Annotated in this window: 19 protein-coding genes; 10 read left to right on the top strand and 9 right to left on the bottom strand. The window is 73.5% G+C overall.

What is annotated here, in order from left to right; translation table 11 throughout:
* Positions 1 to 55 precede the first annotated feature (55 nt).
* Complete coding sequence (locus tag IE217_RS24895) at positions 56 to 367, top strand: hypothetical protein (RefSeq protein ID WP_190180297.1); 312 nt, start codon at positions 56 to 58, stop codon at positions 365 to 367.
* Positions 368 to 434: 67 nt separating this feature from the next.
* On the opposite strand, the gene hutH is transcribed toward IE217_RS24895, so the two are convergent.
* The 3 genes from hutH to IE217_RS24880 all read right to left on the bottom strand — a co-directional run bounded on the left by hutH (position 435) and on the right by IE217_RS24880 (position 4138).
* Entirely contained in the window at positions 435 to 2003 is a 1569-nt protein-coding gene (gene hutH, locus IE217_RS24890; RefSeq protein ID WP_190180296.1) for a histidine ammonia-lyase, read from the bottom strand.
* Between the two features lie 100 nt (positions 2004 to 2103).
* Positions 2104 to 3255 (bottom strand): GGDEF domain-containing protein, encoded by a 1152-nt coding sequence (locus IE217_RS24885; RefSeq protein ID WP_190180176.1) that lies wholly within the window; start codon positions 3253 to 3255, stop codon positions 2104 to 2106.
* 88 nt (positions 3256 to 3343) lie between these two features.
* Positions 3344 to 4138 (bottom strand): enoyl-CoA hydratase/isomerase family protein, encoded by a 795-nt coding sequence (locus IE217_RS24880; protein ID WP_190180175.1) that lies wholly within the window; start codon positions 4136 to 4138, stop codon positions 3344 to 3346.
* Between the two features lie 216 nt (positions 4139 to 4354).
* On the opposite strand from IE217_RS24880, the gene IE217_RS24875 reads away from it, so the two are divergent.
* The gene (locus tag IE217_RS24875; RefSeq protein WP_190180174.1) at positions 4355 to 5059 is read left to right on the top strand and encodes a hypothetical protein; all 705 of its coding nucleotides are present in this window, start codon (positions 4355 to 4357) and stop codon (positions 5057 to 5059) included.
* Between the two features lie 12 nt (positions 5060 to 5071).
* On the opposite strand, the gene IE217_RS24870 is transcribed toward IE217_RS24875, so the two are convergent.
* Together IE217_RS24870 and IE217_RS24865 are read right to left on the bottom strand one after the other, a co-directional pair.
* Positions 5072 to 6208, bottom strand: coding sequence for an adenylate/guanylate cyclase domain-containing protein (locus IE217_RS24870; protein WP_190180173.1), 1137 nt, complete (start codon positions 6206 to 6208; stop codon positions 5072 to 5074).
* Between the two features lie 202 nt (positions 6209 to 6410).
* Positions 6411 to 7295, bottom strand: coding sequence for a biotin--[acetyl-CoA-carboxylase] ligase (locus IE217_RS24865; RefSeq protein ID WP_190180172.1), 885 nt, complete (start codon positions 7293 to 7295; stop codon positions 6411 to 6413).
* Between the two features lie 110 nt (positions 7296 to 7405).
* Between IE217_RS24865 and IE217_RS24860 the strand changes: the two genes are divergently transcribed.
* The 3 genes from IE217_RS24860 to mmpB all read left to right on the top strand — a co-directional run bounded on the left by IE217_RS24860 (position 7406) and on the right by mmpB (position 9475).
* The gene (locus tag IE217_RS24860) at positions 7406 to 9010 is read left to right on the top strand and encodes an acyl-CoA carboxylase subunit beta (protein WP_190180171.1); all 1605 of its coding nucleotides are present in this window, start codon (positions 7406 to 7408) and stop codon (positions 9008 to 9010) included.
* 9 nt (positions 9011 to 9019) lie between these two features.
* Entirely contained in the window at positions 9020 to 9226 is a 207-nt protein-coding gene (locus IE217_RS24855; protein ID WP_190180170.1) for an acyl-CoA carboxylase epsilon subunit, read from the top strand.
* A gap of 120 nt (positions 9227 to 9346) precedes the next feature.
* Positions 9347 to 9475: a morphogenic membrane protein MmpB gene (gene mmpB / locus IE217_RS35125; RefSeq protein ID WP_268249171.1), complete on the top strand. Its 129-nt coding sequence runs from the start codon at positions 9347 to 9349 to the stop codon at positions 9473 to 9475.
* A 34-nt stretch (positions 9476 to 9509) separates the two neighbouring features.
* Here the strand turns inward: mmpB and IE217_RS24850 are convergent, their stop codons facing one another.
* The gene (locus IE217_RS24850) at positions 9510 to 10703 is read right to left on the bottom strand and encodes an RNA-guided endonuclease InsQ/TnpB family protein (protein ID WP_373298127.1); all 1194 of its coding nucleotides are present in this window, start codon (positions 10701 to 10703) and stop codon (positions 9510 to 9512) included.
* Between the two features lie 291 nt (positions 10704 to 10994).
* Between IE217_RS24850 and IE217_RS24845 the strand changes: the two genes are divergently transcribed.
* Complete coding sequence (locus IE217_RS24845) at positions 10995 to 11615, top strand: Maf family protein (RefSeq protein WP_190180168.1); 621 nt, start codon at positions 10995 to 10997, stop codon at positions 11613 to 11615.
* A 47-nt stretch (positions 11616 to 11662) separates the two neighbouring features.
* On the opposite strand, the gene IE217_RS24840 is transcribed toward IE217_RS24845, so the two are convergent.
* Positions 11663 to 12286, bottom strand: a complete 624-nt coding sequence (locus IE217_RS24840) for a hypothetical protein (protein WP_229865588.1) — start codon at positions 12284 to 12286, stop codon at positions 11663 to 11665.
* 374 nt (positions 12287 to 12660) lie between these two features.
* On the opposite strand from IE217_RS24840, the gene IE217_RS24835 reads away from it, so the two are divergent.
* Positions 12661 to 14433 (top strand): acetyl/propionyl/methylcrotonyl-CoA carboxylase subunit alpha, encoded by a 1773-nt coding sequence (locus tag IE217_RS24835; RefSeq protein ID WP_190180167.1) that lies wholly within the window; start codon positions 12661 to 12663, stop codon positions 14431 to 14433.
* Between the two features lie 108 nt (positions 14434 to 14541).
* Here IE217_RS24835 and IE217_RS24830 read toward each other — a convergent pair whose 3' ends face one another.
* Together IE217_RS24830 and IE217_RS24825 are read right to left on the bottom strand one after the other, a co-directional pair.
* A complete protein-coding gene (locus tag IE217_RS24830; RefSeq protein ID WP_190180166.1) occupies positions 14542 to 15510 on the bottom strand; it encodes a DeoR/GlpR family DNA-binding transcription regulator in 969 nt (322 codons plus the stop codon).
* Positions 15511 to 15703: 193 nt separating this feature from the next.
* The gene (locus IE217_RS24825; protein ID WP_190180165.1) at positions 15704 to 17152 is read right to left on the bottom strand and encodes an NAD(P)H-quinone dehydrogenase; all 1449 of its coding nucleotides are present in this window, start codon (positions 17150 to 17152) and stop codon (positions 15704 to 15706) included.
* Positions 17153 to 17266: 114 nt separating this feature from the next.
* On the opposite strand from IE217_RS24825, the gene IE217_RS24820 reads away from it, so the two are divergent.
* The 3 genes from IE217_RS24820 to IE217_RS24810 all read left to right on the top strand — a co-directional run bounded on the left by IE217_RS24820 (position 17267) and on the right by IE217_RS24810 (position 20643).
* Positions 17267 to 17704, top strand: a complete 438-nt coding sequence (locus IE217_RS24820) for a gamma-glutamylcyclotransferase family protein (RefSeq protein ID WP_190180164.1) — start codon at positions 17267 to 17269, stop codon at positions 17702 to 17704.
* Positions 17705 to 17885: 181 nt separating this feature from the next.
* Entirely contained in the window at positions 17886 to 18710 is an 825-nt protein-coding gene (locus IE217_RS24815) for a purine-nucleoside phosphorylase (RefSeq protein WP_190180163.1), read from the top strand.
* A gap of 301 nt (positions 18711 to 19011) precedes the next feature.
* Positions 19012 to 20643 (top strand): phospho-sugar mutase, encoded by a 1632-nt coding sequence (locus IE217_RS24810; RefSeq protein WP_190180162.1) that lies wholly within the window; start codon positions 19012 to 19014, stop codon positions 20641 to 20643.
* Positions 20644 to 20713: the final 70 nt, after the last annotated feature.

Raw genomic sequence — 20713 nt, 5'->3', positions numbered from 1 at the left:
CAATTCGCCAGCGTCACAAGGGGATCGATATTCCGTGTCACCCGCTCGCCGTACGTTGCTGACCGCCACCGCCGCGGGCACCCTGCTGGGCGCCCTGTGGTTCGTCCCCTCCGCCAACGCGACGGTGGACACCCCGGCGAGAGCGGCGGAGCGTGCGGCGTCGACGACGACGCAGGTCACCGAGCAGGCGCGGGCCGCGACCACGGCCGACGAGCCGGGCTCCGGCGCCTTCACGCGCGGCGGGACCGAACTCGCCGACACGGGAAGCGTGGACACCACTCCCTATGTCGTCGGCGGCACGCTGTTCCTGGGACTGGGCGCCGGTTTCGTGGTGTATTCGGTACGGCGGGAACGGCTCGGCTTCTGAGGGCTCACGGACGTCCCGAAGGGGCTGCCACCGCGCCGCGCGCGCCGGCAGCCCCTTCTTCAGCGGTTCACCGCAGCGGGCCGGTGACCGTCTCCGCGGCGGCGACGAGCTTCCCGGCGCGCACGAAGGCGTCGGCGGCGGCCAGGTCGGGGGCGAGGAACCGGTCGGGGCCGGGGCCCTGGACGCCCGCCTCGCGCACGGCGTCGATGACCGCGCGGGTCGCCGGGGCCGGGGCGAGGCCCTCGCGCAACTCCACGGCGCGCGTGGCGGCGTAGAGCTCGATCGCGAGGATCCGGGTCAGGTTCCCCACGGCCGTGCGCAGCTTGCGGGCGGCGGACCAGCCCATCGAGACGTGGTCCTCCTGCATCGCGGAGGACGGGATGGAGTCCGCGGAGGCGGGCACGGCGAGCCGCTTCATCTCGCTGACCAACGCGGCCTGCGTGTACTGGGCGATCATCAGGCCCGAGTCGACACCGGCGTCGTCGGCGAGGAAGGGCGGCAGGCCGTGGCTGCGGTTCTTGTCCAGCAGTCGGTCGGTGCGGCGCTCGGCGATGGAGCCGAGGTCGGCCGCGGCGATGGCGAGGAAGTCCAGCACGTAGGCGACCGGGGCGCCGTGGAAGTTGCCGTTGGACTCGACCCTGCCTCCCCCAGCGCTGAACGCCTGGGAGGTGCCCCCAGGCAGCACGACGGGGTTGTCGACCGCGGAGGCGAGCTCGCGCTCGGCGACCAGGCGGGCGTGCGCCAGGGTGTCCCGGCCGGCGCCGGCGACCTGCGGGGCGCAGCGCACGGAGTACGCGTCCTGGACGCGGGGCGCGTCGTCCTGGTGGTGGCCGGTGAGCTGCGAACCCTTCAGCACCGCCAGCATGTTGGCGGCGGAGGCGCCCTGGCCCGGGTGCGGGCGGATGTCGTGCAGCTCGGGGGCGAGGACCTTGTCGGTGCCGAGCAGCGCCTCGAGGCTGAGGGCGGCGGTGATGTCGGCGGACGTGTAGAGGGTCTCCAGGTCGGCGAGGGCCATGATCAGCATGCCGAGCATGCCGTCGGTGCCGTTGAGCAGGGCCAGGCCCTCCTTCTCGCGCAGCTCGACGGGCTCGATGCCGTGCTCGGCGAGGAGTTCGCCGGCGGGCCGTACGACCCCGTCGGGGCCCTCGGCGTCGCCCTCGCCCATGAGCGCGAGGGCGCAGTGGGAGAGCGGGGCCAGGTCGCCGGAGCAGCCGAGGGAGCCGTACTCGTGCACGACCGGGGTGATGCCCGCGTTCAGCACGTCGGCCATGGTCTGCGCGACCTCGGGGCGCACCCCGGTGTGCCCGGAGCAGACGGTCTTCAGCCGCAGGAACATCAGGGCGCGCACGACCTCGCGCTCGACCCGCGGTCCCATGCCGGCGGCGTGCGAGCGGACGATGTTGCGCTGAAGCTGGGTGCGCAGCTCCTGGCTGATGTGCCGGGTCGCCAGGGCGCCGAAGCCGGTGCTGACGCCGTAGACGGGCTCGGGCTTGGCCGCCAGCGCGTCCACGATCTCCCGGGCCGCCGCGAGGGCCGCCACCGCCTCCCCGGAGAGCTCGACCCGGGCGCCGCCGCGCGCCACGGCGAGAACGTCGGACGCGGTGACACCCGACGTCCCCACCACCACAGTGTGCATATCCATATTCAGGAGCGTACGCAGTGAATGCGAAGATGTCACTAGTGGTGCGGCCCACTGCCCCTTACCGCCGCGGGCCGGTCCCGGCCGGTCTCCCCCGTCACGGCCTGCGGCCCCGGAACCGCCGCCGCTCCGCCGGGGCGCCCGGGTCCGGGGAGGGCTCGTCGGCGAGGCGGACCACCGGGTCCTCGGGGCCCTCGCGGCCGGCGACCACCGGCCGGTCGGCGCGCAGCGCCTTCGCCCGGTACTGCGCGGCGTCCGCGAGCCGGAACAGCCGCCGGGCCGAGCGTACGGGCCCGACGGCGTCGTCGGTGGAGGCGACCCCGCAGGCGACGCCCTCGCCCAGCTCCAGCTCGGCCGCGCGCCGGCACAGCTCGTCGGCCGCCTTGACCACCTCGTCGGCGGACGGCCCGACCGCGAGCAAGCAGAACTCGTCACCGCCGAGCCGGGCCACCAGCGCGCCCGGCACCATCGCCCCGCACAGCGACAGCACCGAGCCGAACCGTTCCAGCAGACGGTCGCCCACGGCGTGGCCGAGGGTGTCGTTGACCTTCTTGAGCCCGTTGAGGTCGCAGACGACGAGACTGACGGCGATGCCCTCCTCGCGGTGCCGCTCGATCGCCTTGTCGAGCCGTACGTCCACCGCGCGGCGGTTGGCGAGCCCGGTGAGCGAGTCGGTGAACGCCAGCCTGCGGGCCTCCTCCAGCCGCTCGGTCTGCGCGAGCCCGGCGGCGACGACCGCGGCCAGCACGGTGGCGAAGTCGGCGTCGGCACGGGCGAAGAGCGGGGCGCCGGCCGCGCGGGCGACGTAGAGCTCGCCCCAGGCCCGGCCGTGCTGCACGACCGGCGCGACCACACAGCAGCCGCGGCCGCGCCGGCGCAGGGCCGCGACCCGCTGGTGGCAGTAGCCCGGGTCGCCGGCGGCCGGGCCCCCGGCGGTCTCCACCCAGGCGTCCGGCTCGCCGCCCGAGGCCCAGCGCTCGTGCAGGAACTCGGCGATCTCCGGGAACTGGTGCACCGGGTAGGTCTCGTCCTCGGGGAACTCCTCCTCCCCGGGCGCGCGCTCGCCCACGTTCACCAGGACCCGCAGCCGGCCGCGCTCGCGCTCCCACACGGACAGCGCGGCGAAGTTCCCCTCCAGAGCGCGGCACGCGCCGAGCGCGGCCGCCCGCCACGACTCGCGCGGGGTGTGCGCCGCGGCCATGCCCTGCGCCAACGCCACGACGGCGGCCAGCCGCCTGTTCTCGCCCATTACCCCAGGTTAGGGATTTTCTGGGCGAATCGGGGATATTGGTACGACCGTCGGTGAACGGCCCGCCCACCGCGGTTGCGCCGCCCCCTCACTCGCCCGGCCAGCGGGGCGCGCGCTTGTCGTTGAACGCCGCCACGCCCTCGGCGCGGTCCCCGGAGAACGCAACCGAGCGCCAGGCCGCGTCCTCGACCTCCAGGCCGGCCCGCAGGTCCAGCCCGTGCCCGAGCCGCAGCGCCCGCTTGGCCGCGCGCAGCCCGACCGGGGAGTTCGCCGCCATGCGCGCGGCCAGGCCCAGCGCCGCGTCCCTGTCCTGCCCCTCGTCCACCAGCTCGTCGACCAGGCCGAGTTCGTGCGCCTCGGCGGCCTCCAGGCGGCGCGCGGTGAAGATCAGCTCGGCGGCGCGGGCCGCTCCGACGCGCCGGGGCAGCAGCTGCGTACCGCCGCCGCCGGGGATCACTCCCACGGACACCTCGGGCAGCCCCACCACGGCGGTGCGGTCGGCCACGATGACGTCGCAGGACAGCGCCAGCTCGAAGCCCCCGCCGAGCGCGAAGCCGTGCACCGCGGCGACGGTGGGCATCGGCAGTTCCAGTACGCCGGTGTAGGCGCCGCGTGCGACCGGGCGCTGCCGGACGAGCTCCGCGTCGGTGAAGGAGTTGCGCTCCTTCAGGTCGGCGCCGACGCAGAACGCCCGCTCGTGCGACGAGGTCAGCACGACCACGCGCGCGTCCCGGTCGGCGGCCAGGGCGGCGCAGGCCCCGGCGATCGACCGGGCCATGTCGGTCGACACCGCGTTCATGGCCTTGGGCCGGTCCAGGACGAGCTCCGCGACGTGGTCGTGCCGTCGCACCAGCACGAACTCCCCGAACCGCTCCTCGCTCATGACACCCTCCGGTTAACGCGGGTTAACAACGTACGCCCCGATCATCGCAGCCCCGCCCGCCCGGCGAAAGAGCCCCGGTCCCACCGCACGCCCCGCCTGTCGACACCCGGCCACCCGTTCGAGTGACACCGCCCCCGAGTACCGCCCGGCCCGGCCCCGCACCACCTAGCGTGCTCGGCCACGGCACACAGGGGGCGCGCACCGGGGAGGACTGCGATGGGCACGGACACCAGGCCGGCACGGGACGGCATACCCGCCACGGGGAACAGCGCGCCCGCCGGGACGGCGGACACCGAAGCGGAAGCCGCGGCCGGGACCGGGCGGGTGGGTTTCGTGCCGGTCCGGGGGCGGGGGCGGCACCGCCGGCCGCGGCCGCGCAAGGTGCTGCTCGCCGCAGGGGGCCTTGCGCTCGCGGCCGGGGCGCTGAGCCTGCTGCGGGCGGCGACCGGGCCCGGCGGTGGCCCCGAGGCCGTGCCCCGGGTGGGTGCCCAGGCCGGGGACGGTGGAGCGGACCGGCCGGCCGGGGTGTCCGGCACCGCCTCGGACGGCGCGTCCGCCGGCCCCACGGCCACCGCTCCCCTGGGCGGCGTCGGCGGCCCGGTCACGGGCACCGCGTCCGCCGCCTCCTCCTCCGCCGCCGGCGCGGTCCCGGCCTCCGCGCTGCCCGGCACCACGGGCGCCCCCACGGCCGTACCGTCGACGATCCCGCAGGCCACGAACCCGCCCGGGCCGCCGGCCACGGCGCAGGCGCCGGCCCCGGCCCGCAGCACCACCCCCCGCGGGCCCGCCCCGGCGACTCCCGCCCCGCGGTCCACGCCGCCGCCGAGCCGGGGCACCAGCGCCCCGCCGCCCTCCTCGGGCGGCGGGGACGGGCTGTGCCTGCCGGTCGTCGGGCTGTGCGTGGGCGCCTCGGTCCGCTGACGCCGGCCGGGGTCAGGACGGGCCGGCGCCGCCGTCAGGGCGGCGGGTGAGCAGCCAGGGCTCGACCACGCCCAGTCCGCGCACCGGGCGCTGCCACATGGGCTGGAGGGCGAACCGGTACACCGGCGGTTCCTCGCCCTCCTTCTCGGCGGCGGCCGCTGCCTCGGCGGCCTCGGCCTCGGAGGCGGGCGCCTCGCCGGTACGGATCAGCTCCTCGGCGAAGGCGCTGTCGACCAGTACGGCGTCGCGCGGGGCTATGGAGGTCAGCCGGGAGGCGAGGTTGACCGTCGTGCCGAAGACATCGCCCATACGGGTGGTCACCGTGCCGAACGCCATGCCGACCCGCAGCTCGGGCATCGTCTCGTCGTTGCCCAGCGTCTCCACCAGGCGCAGCGCGATGTCGGCCGCCGTGCCGGCGTCGTCGGCGGCGTACAGCACCTCGTCGCCGAGGGTCTTGATCAGGCGTCCGCCGCGCGCGGCGACGAGGTCGGCGCTGGTCGTCTCGAAGGCCTCGACCAGCTCGCCGAGCTCCTCCTCCTCCATCCGGCGGGTCAGCCGGGTGAAGCCGACGAGGTCCGCGAAGGCGACCGCGAGCCGCCGGTCGACCATCTCCTCGTCGTCGGCGGCCTGCACCACCCGGCCCGCCGAGGCGGCGAGCTGGCGGCGCCAGACGTAGACCAGGAACTCCTCCAGCTCGGGCAGGAGCAGCTCGACGATCGGGTACGTCACCTCGGTGCGGGTCATGCCCGGCTCGGGCGGCTCGGTCAGCCCCTCCAGGAAGGAGTCGATCTGCCATTCGGCCAGCCGGGCGGTGGTCTGACCGGTGGAGCGGGCCACCTGCACGGCCATGGCCTCGCTGAGCAGGCCCGCCTCGACCAGACCGGCGAGGCGGCGCAGGGCCAGTACGTCGGCCTCGGTCAGCGCCTTGGCCTGGCCTATGTCGGCGAAGCCCATGGCCCGCCAGAAGCGGGTGGCCAGCTCCAGCGAGACACCGGCGCTGCGGGCCGCCTGGAAGGGGGTGTAGCGCCGCTCGGCGCCGAGGATGAGCTGTTCCAGGCGCAGGGCCAGCGGGTCCCCGCCGGAGTCGGCGTCCTGCGGGTCCACCCGGCCGTCCGCATCCGCGCCGGAGCCCGTGTCGTCGACGGTCACGCCTGCTGCCCTTCCGATCTGCCACGGTCAGGTATCGACCGGCCTCAACTCTACGGCAGGTGTGCGCCAGCTCACTCCGTCAGGCTCCACCCCGGCCCCCCAGAACGCGAGGTGAGCCCCCTTCCGGACCCCCTGCCGACCCCCTCACGGCCCCCTGCCGGGCCCACCGCCGCCGCCCCGCGCCACAGCGGACACCGCTCCCTCAGGCCGGCCGCAAATGGATGATGTCCCCCGCGCCCACCGGTTCCTGGAGGCCGGATTCCGTGGCGAGGATCAGGCGGCCGTCACCGTCGACGGCGACCGCCTCGCCGACGACAGACCGGTCGCCCGGGAGTTCCGCGCGGACCGTGCGGCCGAGGGTGGCGCAGCCCGCCGCGTAGGTCTCCTGGAGGCCGGAGGCGGCCGGGTCGCCGCCCGCGCGGCGCCAGCGGCCGTACCAGTCCTCCAGCGAGCGCAGCATCGCCCTCAGCAGCGGGTCGCGGTCCGTGCTCACCGCCCCGGCGAGAGCCAGGGACCCGGCCCGCGGGACCGGCAGCTCGTCCTCGCGCAGGCTGACGTTGACGCCGACGCCGATCACGACGCCGTCGTCACCGGCGCGCTCCGCGAGGATGCCGCCGGCCTTGCGCTCCTCGCCGCCCACGGTCACCAGGAGGTCGTTCGGCCACTTCAGCGCCGTGTCGACGCCGGCGGCCCGGGACAGGCCGGTGGCCACCGCGACCCCGGTGAGCAGCGGCAGCCAGCCCCAGCGGGCCACCGGCACCTCGCGCGGCCGCAGCAGTACCGAGAAGAAGAGGCCGGACCGCGGCGGGGCCGTCCACTGCCGGTCCAGGCGCCCCCGCCCGGCGGTCTGCTCCTCGGCGACCAGGACCGCGCCCTCGGCGGCCGAACCGGCGGCGGCCCGCGCGACCAGGTCGGAGTTGGTGGAGCCGGTGCGCTGCACCACCTCCACCCCGGTCCACAGGCTCCCCTCGTGCACCAGCCCGCGCCGCAGCGCCGTGGTGTTGAGGGGCGGCCGGTCGAGGTCGGACCAGCGGCTGCGCCGGGGCGTGTTGGCGTGGTTGTCGTCTGCTGCATCTCGCGGCGTCATGCAAGCAACCCTAGGTGTGGCAAACGCCGCACTGCCGAACCGTAGGGCCACCACTACTCTACGGATGAGTAACCGTCCCCCCTTTTGAGCAGGCAGGGAGCCGCATCCCGATGTCCGAGCCGGAAGAGCGTCCCGAGGTCCGAGAGACCGACATCCACACGACCGCGGGCAAGCTCGCGGATCTTCAGCGCCGCATCGAGGAAGCGACGCACGCCGGCTCCGCACGTGCCGTCGAGAAGCAGCACGCCAAGGGCAAGCTGACGGCCCGTGAGCGGATCGAGCTGCTCCTCGACGAGGGCTCGTTCGTCGAGCTGGACGAGTTCGCCCGGCACCGTTCCACCAACTTCGGCCTGGAGAAGAACCGCCCCTACGGCGACGGCGTCGTGACCGGCTACGGCACGGTCGACGGCCGCCCGGTCGCCGTGTTCTCCCAGGACTTCACCGTCTTCGGCGGTGCCCTGGGCGAGGTCTACGGCCAGAAGATCGTCAAGGTGATGGACTTCGCCCTGAAGACCGGCTGCCCGGTCATCGGCATCAACGACTCCGGCGGCGCCCGCATCCAGGAGGGCGTGGCCTCCCTGGGCGCGTACGGCGAGATCTTCCGCCGCAACACCCACGCCTCCGGCGTGATCCCGCAGATCAGCCTGGTCGTGGGCCCCTGTGCGGGCGGCGCGGTCTACTCGCCCGCCATCACCGACTTCACGGTCATGGTCGACCAGACCAGCCACATGTTCATCACCGGCCCGGACGTCATCAAGACCGTCACCGGCGAGGACGTCGGCTTCGAGGAGCTGGGCGGCGCCCGCACCCACAACTCCGCCTCCGGCGTGGCCCACCACATGGCCGGGGACGAGAAGGACGCCATCGAGTACGTCAAGCAGCTGCTGTCGTACCTGCCCTCCAACAACCTCTCCGAGGCCCCCGTCTTCCCCGAGGAGGCGGACCTGTCCGTCACCGCGGAGGACCTGGAGCTGGACACGCTGGTCCCGGACAGCGCCAACCAGCCCTACGACATGCACACGGTGATCGAACACATCGTGGACGACGCCGAGTTCTTCGAGACCCAGCCGCTGTTCGCGCCCAACATCCTCACCGGGTTCGGGCGGGTCGAGGGCCACCCGGTCGGCATCGTCGCCAACCAGCCCATGCAGTTCGCCGGCTGCCTGGACATCGACGCCTCCGAGAAGGCCGCCCGCTTCGTGCGCACCTGCGACGCGTTCAACGTGCCGGTGCTGACCTTCGTCGACGTGCCCGGCTTCCTGCCCGGCGTGGACCAGGAGCACGACGGCATCATCCGCCGCGGCGCCAAGCTGATCTTCGCCTACGCCGAGGCCACCGTGCCGCTGATCACCGTCATCACCCGCAAGGCCTTCGGCGGCGCCTACGACGTCATGGGCTCCAAGCACCTGGGCGCCGACCTCAACCTGGCCTGGCCCACCGCCCAGATCGCCGTCATGGGCGCCCAGGGCGCGGTCAACATCCTGCACCGCCGCACCATCGCCGACGCGGGCGACGACGCCGAGGCCACCCGGGCCCGGCTGATCCAGGAGTACGAGGACACCCTCCTCAACCCCTACGTCGCGGCCGAGCGCGGCTACGTCGACGCGGTGATCATGCCGTCCGACACCCGCGCCCACGTCGTCCGCGGCCTGCGTCAGCTGCGCACCAAGCGGGAATCCCTGCCTCCCAAGAAGCACGGCAACATCCCCCTGTAAGGAGCCGCTGTGATCAAGGTCGTACGAGGCAACCCGACGCCCGAGGAGCTCGCCGCCGCCCTGGCGGTGGTCCGGGCCCGCGCCGCGGCGGCAGCGGCCCTGCCGTCCGGCGCGGCCGCCGCGAAGGACTCCTGGGCCGACCCCGCCCGCATCGCGGGCAGCCGGGTCCCCCACCCCGGTCCCGCGGCCTGGACCCGCACCTACTGGCCCAGCTGACCCGCGCGGCCACCGGCCGCTGCCCCGCCCGTGGGGGCAGCGGCCGGCCCGTGCCCCCACCCGGCAACTTGAGTACGCGTACTCAGGCGCCCGGCCGGGCCGGCGGCGGAGTATCGGAGGATGCTGTGGTCCGACCCCGAGAACGAGCCGCCCGAGGAGATGCGGGAGACGCAGGACATGCTGCGGCGGCTGGGTGTTCTCATGGCGCTGGCCATGGTGCTCGCGATGCTGGTGATCGGGCTGAGTTGAATGCTCCCCTCCCTGAAAGGAGGGGATTCCTGGCTCAGGCTGCCTCCCGGAGCGGCGCTCCGGGAGGTCTTGTGCCCTCGACACCAGCCGGGTCCAGACCTGCCCGGACGAGCATCACGCGCGCGGAGTTCTTGTCCCGGGGGGACACGGCTCCACAGGTGGTGCAGGTGTAGGTGCGTTCCGACAGCGGCAGGGCGTGCTTGGTTCTCGCTCCGCACCGTGCGCAATCCATGGTGGTGTGCGCGGGATCGACCAGGCGGACGTCCCGTGCGTGTTTGCGGCCCATCTCGACCAAGGCCTGCTTGGTCGCGCCGATCGCGGCGTCCGCCGCCTTATGCGCCATAGTGGTCCTGGCCAGAAACTTCGGCCGGAAGTCCTCCACCGCGATCACGTCATGGTCGCGCACGACCTTCTTCGCCCACTTGCGGGCGGCATCATGACGCTGCCGGGCGATCTTCGCGTACGTCTGGGCCCGCCACTTCTTCGCCTCCCGGTAGCCCTTCGACGCGGGTCGGCCCTTCTTCGGTTCGCGGCGGGCCATCATCCGGTCGTAGCGGGACAGCTTCTGCCGGGCCTTGTGGCCGTGCCGGGCGTGGGCCAGGTCGTGGGCGTCGGAGGTGGTGGTGGCCGTCTCCTTGACGCCCCAGTCGATACCGATCACCGCCCCGGTCGCCGGGAGCGGTTCGACGATGGCGGGGACGACGAACGAGCAGTACCAGGCGCCCAGAGCGTCACGGTAGACCCGCACGCTGGACGGTTCGGCCGGCAGCTCACGCGACCACACCACCCTCAGCACGATCCCGCCCGCCAGGTGCAGCCGTCCGCCCGTCAGCCGGAAGCCGCGCCGGGTGTAGTTCAGCGTCGGCTGCGCCTCACGCTTCTTCTTGCGCCGGGGCATGCCCGCCCGCCGCTTCGGGGGCAGCCGGTCCCTGATGTCCTTGAGAGCTTTGGTGCGCGAGGCGGCGAAGTCGCGGACGGTCTGCTGCTGCGGCACGCAGGAGCCCGCCGCCAGCCACGGTGTCACCGCGCGGGCCTGCGTGAGCATCCTGTCCAGCCGGGCCCCACCGCATGCCTCCCCCTCCCGGTACGCCTTCTGCGAGCGGGCCACACACTCGTTCCACACCCACCGGCACCGGCCCCACTCCGCCGCCAGTCCCGCCCTCGCTGCGGCCGACACCCGCAACCTGAACGTGTACCGGGCGTGCCCGGCCACCTCGATCTCCCCCACCCGCACACCCCCACCCCTTGATCCGCTCCACCGACTCCGGCCACCCGACCGTACGCGCGGGACCCGAACAACCGCACCCCCTCCCGCCGAGATCACCCTGATCAGCGAATGCAGGCATAAGTGTTGACGTTGACCCGGCTCTGCCGGGCAGGCCGTCAGGGCGCTCCGCGCCCTGGGCAGCCGGGCACCGCGGCCCTCCACGCCATTGAGGATTCCTCACCGGCGTGCACGCCGCAGCCTCCTCGCAAGAGCCAGGTGAGCCCGGACGCGTCCCGCCGATACGCTGACCGCATGAACGATCAGCCCCGCCGCCGGCTCGTGCTCGCCTCCCAGTCCCCCGCCCGGCTCGGACTGCTCCGGCAGGCCGGACTGGACCCCGACGTGATCGTCAGCGGTGTCGACGAGGACGCGATCACCGCGCCCACCCCCGCCGAACTCGCCCTCGCCCTCGCCGAGGCCAAGGCCTCCGTGGTGGCGGCCCGGCCGGACGTGCACGGCGCCCTGGTGATCGGCTGCGACTCGGTGCTCGACCTCGACGGCCGGGCGCTCGGCAAGCCCGCCGACGCTCAGGAGGCCACCGCCCGCTGGAAGTCGATGCGCGGCCGCGCGGGCACCCTCCAGACCGGCCACTGCGTCTGGGACACGGCGAGCGGCCGGCACGCCTCCGCCATCGCCTCCACCGTCGTCCGCTTCGGCGACCCCACGGACGAGGAGGTCGCCGCGTACGTCGCCTCGGGCGAGCCGCTCCACGTGGCCGGCGCCTTCACCCTGGACGGCCGCTCGGCCCCCTTCATCGACGGCATCGACGGCGACCACGGCAACGTCATCGGCATCAGCCTGCCGCTGGTACGGCGGCTGCTGGCCGAACTGGGCGTGGGCATCACGCAGTTGTGGCGGCCGGCCGCGGACTGACCCGGACCGCGGCCCCGGACCGGCACCGACCGGCCACCGACTGCGGCTCAGGCGGTGCTGGGCTCCGCCGGAGGAGTGAGTGGACCGCCCGTCTCCCGTGCCCCGTCCCCGTCCCGGGGCCCGTCGGCGTCCACGGGCCCTTCGCCACCCCTCGGACCCTCACCGGCCCTCGGGCCCTCGCCACCCAGCGGGCCTTCCCCGCCCCGCGGGCCCACGCCGCCTCCCGGTCCCTCGCCGTCCGGTGCGGCGCCGTCCTTCGCCGCGCCCGCCGGGCGGCCCTCCTCGCGGTCGTACGTCATCAGCAGCAGCACGATCAGCCCCAGCACCACCACCATGAACACGAACGCCGTCCAGCCCACCAGGCCCCAGGCGAAGGCGCCCAGCAGCCCGTGCACCACGGCGGCGCTGATCAGCAGGATGCGGCCGAACCCGGCCGGGCGGCGGCCCCGCAGGGCGACGAGCAGGGCGACCAGGCCGCACAGGGCGAAGTAGAGGCCGAAGACGACGCCGCCGGCCTTCGAGGACGTGGACATCACGTCCGGGTCCAGGCCGGCCAGGGACATCTTCTGACGGTGGACGACCTCCCCGAGGAACCAGTTGAGCGCCGCGAGGAAGAACGCCTCGCCGAAGAGCACGACCGCCACCACCCACGCCACCGGTCTGCGCACCACCGGTCCCACCCACTTTCGACTGCGACTCCATCAGGAGCCCTGTTACCGCCAGTACCGTCGTGACATCGCGAACGCTACTAACGGGTAAACGTGGGGACAAGGGTCCTGCGAACGGCAAAGAATCATTGGGCCATTCGTAGGGACTCCACAAAGAAACGAAGTGGGCCGCAGCACGCTCTCACAGAGACCTTGACCACACCGGAGGGCTAGGGTTTGCCGGAGAGGTCCTGCGTACAGCGATGCGACAAGGGATTTCGCAGGTCGAGCAAGCCTCGAATCACGCTCCGTGTGGGCAAGCTCACCATTGGGGACGGGTCGAAGTGCCGTGTCGGCAGTCCCTAAACTCGGCTTGTTTCAAGGAGGGAGCCTCAATCGTGCGCAAGGTGCTCATCGCCAACCGTGGCGAAATCGCTGTCCGCGTGGCCCGGGCCTGCCGGGACGCCGGTATCGCGAGCGTGGCCGTCTACGCCGACCCGGACCGGGACGCTCTGCATGTCCGCGCCGCGGATGAGGCGTTCGCCCTGGGCGGTGACACCCCGGCCACCAGTTACCTGGACATCGACAAGGTCCTGAAGGCCGCCAAGGAGTCCGGCGCGGACGCCATCCATCCCGGATACGGCTTCCTCTCGGAGAACGCCGAATTCGCCCAGGCGGTCCTGGACGCCGACCTGATCTGGATCGGCCCGCCGCCGCAGGCCATCCGCGACCTCGGCGACAAGGTCGCCGCCCGGCACATCGCCCAGCGCGCCGGCGCCCCGCTGGTGGCGGGCACCCCTGACCCGGTCAGCGGCGCCGAGGAGGTCGTGGCCTTCGCCGAGGAGCACGGCCTGCCCATCGCCATCAAGGCCGCCTTCGGCGGCGGCGGCCGCGGCCTGAAGGTCGCCCGCACCCTGGAAGAGGTCCCCGAGCTCTACGACTCCGCCGTACGCGAGGCGGTCGCCGCCTTCGGCCGCGGCGAGTGCTTCGTCGAGCGCTACCTGGACCGCCCCCGCCACGTCGAGACCCAGTGCCTGGCGGACAAGCACGGCAACGTCGTCGTGGTCTCCACCCGCGACTGCTCCCTGCAGCGCCGTCACCAGAAGCTGGTCGAGGAGGCCCCGGCGCCGTTCCTGTCCGAGGCGCAGGTCGCCGAGCTGTACCGCGCCTCCAAGGCCATCCTCAAGGAGGCCCACTACGAGGGCGCCGGCACCTGCGAGTTCCTGGTCGGCCAGGACGGCACGATCTCCTTCCTGGAGGTGAACACCCGCCTCCAGGTCGAGCACCCGGTCACCGAGGAGGTCGCCGGCATCGACCTGGTGCGCGAGATGTTCCGCATCGCCGACGGCGAGGAACTCGGCTACGGCGACCCGGTGCTGCGCGGCCACTCCTTCGAGTTCCGCATCAACGGCGAGGACCCGGGCCGCAACTTCCTGCCCGCCCCCGGCACGCTCACCCGCTTCGAGGCGCCCTCCGGCCCCGGTGTGCGCCTGGACGCGGGCGTGGAGGCCGGCTCGGTCATCGGCCCGGCCTGGGACTCCCTGCTGGCCAAGCTGATCGTCACCGGCCGCACCCGCAAGGAGGCCCTGGAGCGCGCCTCGCGCGCCCTGGAGGAGTTCCAGGTCGAGGGCATGGCCACCGCCATCCCCTTCCACCGCAAGGTCGTCACCGACCCGGCGTTCGCCCCCGAACTGACCGGCTCCACCGACCCGTTCACGGTCCACACCCGCTGGATCGAGACCGAGTTCGTCAACGACATCAAGCCCTTCACCGCCCCCGCCGACGCCGAGTCGGACGAGGAGCCGGGCCGCGAGACGGTCGTCGTCGAGGTCGGCGGCAAGCGCCTGGAGGTCTCCCTGCCCTCCTCGCTGGGCATGAGCCTGGCCCGCACCGGCCTCGCCGCCGGCGCCAAGCCCAAGCGGCGGGCGGCCAAGAAGTCCGGCCCCGTCGCCTCCGGCGACACCCTCGCCTCCCCGATGCAGGGCACCATCGTCAAGATCGCGGTGGAGGAGGGCCAGGAGGTCAAGGAGGGCGACCTGGTCGTCGTCCTGGAGGCCATGAAGATGGAACAGCCCCTCAACGCCCACAAGAGCGGCACCATCAAGGGCCTGAGCGCGGCGGTCGGCGCCTCGGTGACGTCCGGCGCGGCCATCTGCGAGATCAAGGACTGACCCGGTCCGTGTAGGACCCGTACGACCCTCGTACGACCCTGTACGACCCTTTTCGAGGCGCCCGGCGGCCGCACCAGCGGCCACCGGGCGCCTCGTCGTCGCGGTCCCTCAGCGCCTGCGCAGATCCGCCACCCGGGCGGCGCGCTCGGCGCCCTGTGACTGCTCGCCGCCCAGGCCGCCCGCCGGGCGCAGCGCGGTGGCCGGTCCGCCGACCTGTCCGCGGCGCGGGCCGGGCAGGGGCAGGTCCCGGCGGCGGTCGCCGCGCGCCGGGGGCTGATCACCCACCGGGTTTCCCGCCGGGCCGGCCACGTTGATCTGCACGCCCTGGTCGGCGAGGGCCTGGAGTTCGGTGGCGGCGCGGTCGTCGTGGACCGGGGGCTCGTCGGTGACCAGGCGGGTGATGAGGTCGGTGGGGACGGTCTGGAACATCGTGTCCGTACCGAGCTTGGTGTGGTCGGCGAGGACGACGACCTCCGCGGCGGCCTGGACGAGGGCGCGGTCGACGGACGCCGAGAGCATGTTGGACGTGGACAGTCCGCGCTCGGCGGTCAGACCGCTGCCCGACAGGAACGCCTTGGACACCCTGAGGCCCTGGAGGGACTGCTCGGCCCCGGAGCCGACGAGGGCGTAGTTCGACCCGCGCAGGGTGCCGCCGGTCATCACCACCTCCACCCGGTTGGCGTGGGCGAGCGCCTGGGCGACCAGGAGGGAGTTGGTGACGACGGTCAGGCCGGGCACGCGCGCGAGCCGGCGCGCCAGCTCCTGCGTGGTCGTCCCGGCCCCGACGACGATCGCCTCGCCCTCTTCGACGAGGCCCGCGGCGAGGTCGGCGATGGCCGTCTTCTCCGCGGTCGCGAGATGCGACTTCTGCGGGAAGCCGGACTCGCGGGTGAACCCGCCCGGCAACACCGCGCCGCCGTGGCGGCGGTCGAGGAGTCCTTCGGCCTCCAGTGCGCGCACGTCCCGCCGTACGGTCACTTCGGAGGTCTGGACGACGCGGGCGAGCTCACGGAGCGACACGGCTCCGTTCGCGCGCACCATTTCGAGGATCAATTGACGACGTTCAGCAGCGAACACGAAACTGACAGTAACCCCAGCGACCGTCTGCTTTCAGCAGTTTGCGCCGATTAACAGAAGTTGTTCGCACGGCATGACACGAAGTGGTATGGGGGTTAGGCCCCCCGCCTATGCCGAGCGGATGGTCGGGCAACTCCCCGTGACCGGCGGGGAGTCGGAACCGGCCGCCCCGGCCGCTGCGCCGCCCGGGCCGCTACGCCTCGCCGGTCGCCTTGCGGCCGTGCAGCTGACGTGCCACCTCGGCGATCGAGCCCGACAGGGAGGGGTACACGGTGAAGGCGTTCGCGATCTGCTCGACCGTCAGATTGTTGTCGACGGCGATCGAGATGGGGTGGATGAGTTCCGAGGCGCGCGGCGCCACGACCACACCGCCGACCACGATCCCGGTGCCCGGCCGGCAGAAGATCTTGACGAAGCCGTCCCTGATGCCCTGCATCTTGGCGCGCGGGTTGCGCAGCAGCGGCAGCTTCACACAGCGGGCGTCGATCTTGCCGGCGTCGACGTCGGCCTGGCTGTAGCCGACGGTGGCGATCTCGGGGTCGGTGAAGACGTTGGAGGAGACCGTCTTGAGGTTGAGCGGGGCCACCGCGTCGCCCAGGAAGTGGTACATGGCGATGCGTCCCTGCATCGCCGCGACCGAGGCGAGCGCGAAGACGCCGGTCACGTCACCGGCCGCGTAGACGCCGGGGGCCGTCGTGCGCGAGACCTTGTCGGTCCAGATGTGGCCCGACTCGCGCAGCTTGACGCCGGCCTCCTCCAGACCGAGTCCGGCGCTGTTCGGGATGGCGCCGACGGCCATCAGGCAGTGCGAACCGGAGATGACCCGGCCGTCGGCCAGCGTCACCTCGACCCGGTCGCCGACCCGCTTGGCGGCGGCGGCCCGGGAGCGCGCCATGACGTTCATCCCGCGGCGCCGGAAGACGTCCTCCAGCACGGCCGCGGCGTCGGGGTCCTCGCCGGGCAGCACCCGGTCGCGGGACGACACCAGCGTGACCTTGGAGCCGAGCGCCTGGTAGGCGCCGGCGAACTCGGCGCCGGTGACGCCGGAACCGACCACGATGAGCTCCTCGGGCAGCTCGTCGAGGTCGTACACCTGGGTCCAGTTGAGGATGCGCTCGCCGTCGGGCTGGGCGTCGGGCAGCTCGCGCGGGTGGCCGCCGGTGGCGATGAGCACGGCGTCCGCCCTCAGCGTCTCCTCGCTGCCGTCGGCGGCCGTCACCACGACCTTGCGCGACCCGTCGAGGGCCTGCATGCCCTCCAGCCGGCCGCGGCCGCGCATGACCCGGGCGCCGGCACGCGTGACCGACGCCGTGATGTCGTGCGACTGGGCGAGCGCGAGGCGCTTCACACGCCGGTTGACCTTGCCCAGGTCGACGCCCACCACGCGGGCGGCCCGCTCCAGCGGCGGGGTGTCGTCGGCGACGATGATGCCCAGCTCCTCGTAGGAGGAGTCGAAGGTCGTCATCACCTCGGCCGTGGCGATGAGAGTCTTCGACGGCACGCAGTCGGTCAGCACCGAGGCGCCGCCCAGGCCGTCGCAGTCGACGACGGTCACCTCCGCGCCGAGCTGCGCGGCGACCAGCGCCGCTTCATATCCGCCGGGTCCGCCACCGATGATCACGATCCGAGTCACGTACTCCATTGTCCCGCACCGTTCAAGGTGCTACCGCCCGGCCCCCGCGGGCAGCCCCGTTCTGTTACCTCCGGGCCCGGGAGAGGCGGGGGGCACGCTCCGCGCTGCCGTACCCTTCGACCCATGTCGCTCTACGCCGCGTACGCCGGCAATCTCGACGCGCGGCTGATGTCCCGCCGCGCCCCGCACTCCCCGCTGCGCGCGACGGGCTGGCTGAACGGCTGGCGGCTCACCTTCGGTGGCGAGCACATCGGCTGGGAGGGCGCGCTGGCCACCCTGGTCGAGGACCCGATCTCCCAGGTCTTCGTGGCCCTCTACGACATCGCCCCCATGGACGAGGACTCCCTGGACCGCTGGGAGGGCGTGGGCCTGGACGTCTACCGGCGCACCCGCGTGCGCGCGCACACCCTGGACGGCGAGGAACAGGCCTGGACCTACGTCCTCGACGCCTACGAGGGCGGCCTCCCCTCCGCCCGCTACCTGGGCGAGATCGCCGACGCCGCGGAATCCGCCGGCGCACCACACGATTACGTGATGGAACTGCGCAAGCGGCCCTGCTGAGCGGTGGCGGCCTCAGAATCGGTCCCGCACTATCCGGCTCACCCGGAACGCCCTCGTCCCGGACGAGGGCCGGCCGGAACCGACGAGCAGGCGGCTTCGCCGGAAACGACAAGACAACGATCGCATTCCCGTGACCTCTGTCATCTACGCGCGTAGGCCGATACCGGCTACTCTCATGCGCGTGAACGCATCTCTCCTTCCGGACGACATCCAGGGCGACCCCTACGCGGCCGCCGACGCCGCCGCCGCGCGCCTGCGGGAACTGACGGGCGCCGAGACCCACGACGTCGCCCTCGTGATGGGCTCCGGCTGGGCTCCGGCCGTCGACGCCCTGGGTGCCCCCGACGCCGAGCTCCAGGTCACCGAGCTGCCCGGATTCCCGCCGCCGGCCGTCGAGGGCCACGGTGGCAAGATCCGCTCGTACAGCACCGGGAACAAGCGCGCCCTGGTCTTCCTCGGCCGCACCCACTACTACGAGGGTCGCGGCGTGGCCGCCGTGGCCCACGGGGTGCGCACCGCGGTCGCCGCCGGCGCGAAGACGATCGTCCTCACCAACGGCTGCGGCGGCCTGCGCCAGGGCATGCGCCCCGGCCAGCCGGTCCTGATCAGCGACCACATCAACCTCACGGCCACCTCGCCGATCGTGGGCGCCAACTTCGTCGACCTCACCGACCTCTACTCGCCGCGCCTGCGCGCCCTGTGCAAGGAGATCGACCCCACCCTCGAGGAGGGCGTCTACGCGCAGTTCCCCGGCCCGCACTACGAGACCCCGGCCGAGATCCGCATGGCCCGCGTGATCGGCGCGGACCTGGTGGGCATGTCCACGGTCCTGGAGGCGATCGCGGCCCGCGAGGCCGGTGCGGAGGTCCTCGGCATCTCCCTGGTCACCAACCTCGCCGCCGGCATGACGGGCGAACCCCTCAACCACGAGGAGGTCCTCCAGGCGGGCCGCGACAGCGCCACCCGCATGGGTTCCCTGCTCGCGCAGGTCCTCGGCCGGCTGTAAGGCCCCTGCGGGACACGCCGGGACAGCCGCACGACGGCGGAAGGGGACGGGGGAGTGCGCCGGCGGCCCACCGCGTACAGCGGTCCCCGCCGAGCCGGGCCGGCGAGACCCGGAGCAGTATGTCCGTGTGCGGCGGGCCGGCCGCACCCCCGCGGCCCCGCCCGCCCCCGAAAACGGACCAGGGCGAGGACGACGCACCGCAGGCGAGGACGACGCACCGCGAGCAGACAAGGCACCGCGAGCGGACAACGCGCCGCGAGCCGACAACACAAGCGCAACCAAACGAGAGGCTGACGCAACCGTGCAGGAAGACCTCATCGCACGGGCCAAGGCATGGCTGGCCGAGGACCCCGACGCGCAGACCCGTGACGAACTGGCCGCACTCATCGACGCCGGGGACACGGCCGAGCTCACGGCCCGCTTCGCCGGCACGCTCCAGTTCGGCACCGCCGGCCTGCGCGGCGAACTCGGTGCCGGACCCATGCGCATGAACCGCGCCGTGGTGATCCGCGCCGCCGCGGGCCTGGCCGCGTACCTCAGGAAGAACGGCAGCCCCGACGGCCTGGTCGTCATCGGCTACGACGCCCGCCACAAGTCCGCCGACTTCGCCCGCGACACCGCCGCGGTGATGACGGGCGCGGGCCTGCGCGCCGCCGTACTGCCCCGCCCCCTGCCCACCCCGGTCCTCGCCTTCGCCATCAGGCACCTCGGCGCGGTGGCCGGCGTGGAGGTCACCGCCAGCCACAACCCGCCCCGCGACAACGGCTACAAGGTGTACCTGGGCGACGGCTCCCAGATCGTCCCGCCCGCCGACGCGGACATCGCGGCGGAGATCGACGCGATCGGGAGCCTGCACGACGTCCCCCGCCCGGACTCCGGCTGGGACACCCTCGGCGAGGAGGTCCTCGAGGCCTACCTGGCCCGTACGGACGCGGTCCTCGCCGAGGGCTCCCCCCGCACGGCCCGCACCGTCTACACGGCGATGCACGGCGTCGGCAAGGACGTCCTGCTCGCCGCCTTCGCCCGCGCCGGCTTCCCGGCCCCCGCCCTGGTCGCGGAGCAGGCCGAGCCCGACCCGGACTTCCCCACGGTCGCCTTCCCCAACCCGGAGGAGCCGGGCGCGATGGACCTGGCGTTCGCCAGGGCCCGCGAGGTCCGCCCCGACCTGATCGTGGCCAACGACCCGGACGCCGACCGCTGCGCGGTCGCGGTCGAGGACGGCGGCCGGTGGCGGATGCTGCGCGGCGACGAGGTCGGCGCCCTGCTCGCCGCCCACCTGGTGGCCCGCGGCGCGAGGGGCACCTTCGCGGAGTCGATCGTCTCCTCCTCCCTCCTCGGCAGCATCGCCCGGAAGGCGGGACTGCCGTACGAGGAGACCCTCACCGGCTTCAAGTGGATCGCCCGCGTGGAGGGCCTGCGCTACGGCTACGAGGAGGCCCTCGGCTACTGCGTCGACCCGGACGGCGTACGCGACAAGGACGGCATCACGGCCGCCCTGCTCATCACGGAACTGGCCTCGCAGCTCAAGGAGGAGGGCCGCACGCTCCTCGGCCTCCTCGACGACCTGGCCGTCGAGCACGGCCTGCACGCGACCGACCAGCTCGCGGTGCGGGTCCAGGACCTCTCGGTGATCGCGGACGCGATGCGCCGCCTGCGCGAGCAGCCGCCGACGGAGCTGGCGGGCCTGCCCGTCACCCGCTCCGAGGACCTGACGCAAGGTGCCGGGAGCCTGCCGCCGACGGACGGCCTGCGCTACACGCTCGACGGCGCCCGGGTGATCGTCCGCCCGAGCGGCACGGAGCCGAAGCTCAAGTGCTACCTGGAGGTGGTGGTCCCGGTGGCGGAGCACGCGGACCTCCCGGCGGCGCGCGCGAAGGCCGCCGAGACGCTGGCGGCGATCAAGCGGGACCTGTCCGCGGCCGCGGGCATCTGACCCGACGGGTACCACGTGAAGAGGGTGCCTCCCGTGGGAGGCACCCTCTTCGCGTGCGGCGTGTCCAGCG

The sequence above is a fragment of the Streptomyces naganishii JCM 4654 genome (genome assembly GCF_014650575.1).
In the GTDB taxonomy this organism is placed as follows: Bacteria; Actinomycetota; Actinomycetes; order Streptomycetales; family Streptomycetaceae; genus Streptomyces; species Streptomyces naganishii.
Note: the sequence above shows the minus strand (reverse complement) of the source record. Positions and strands in the feature narration are given on the sequence as shown.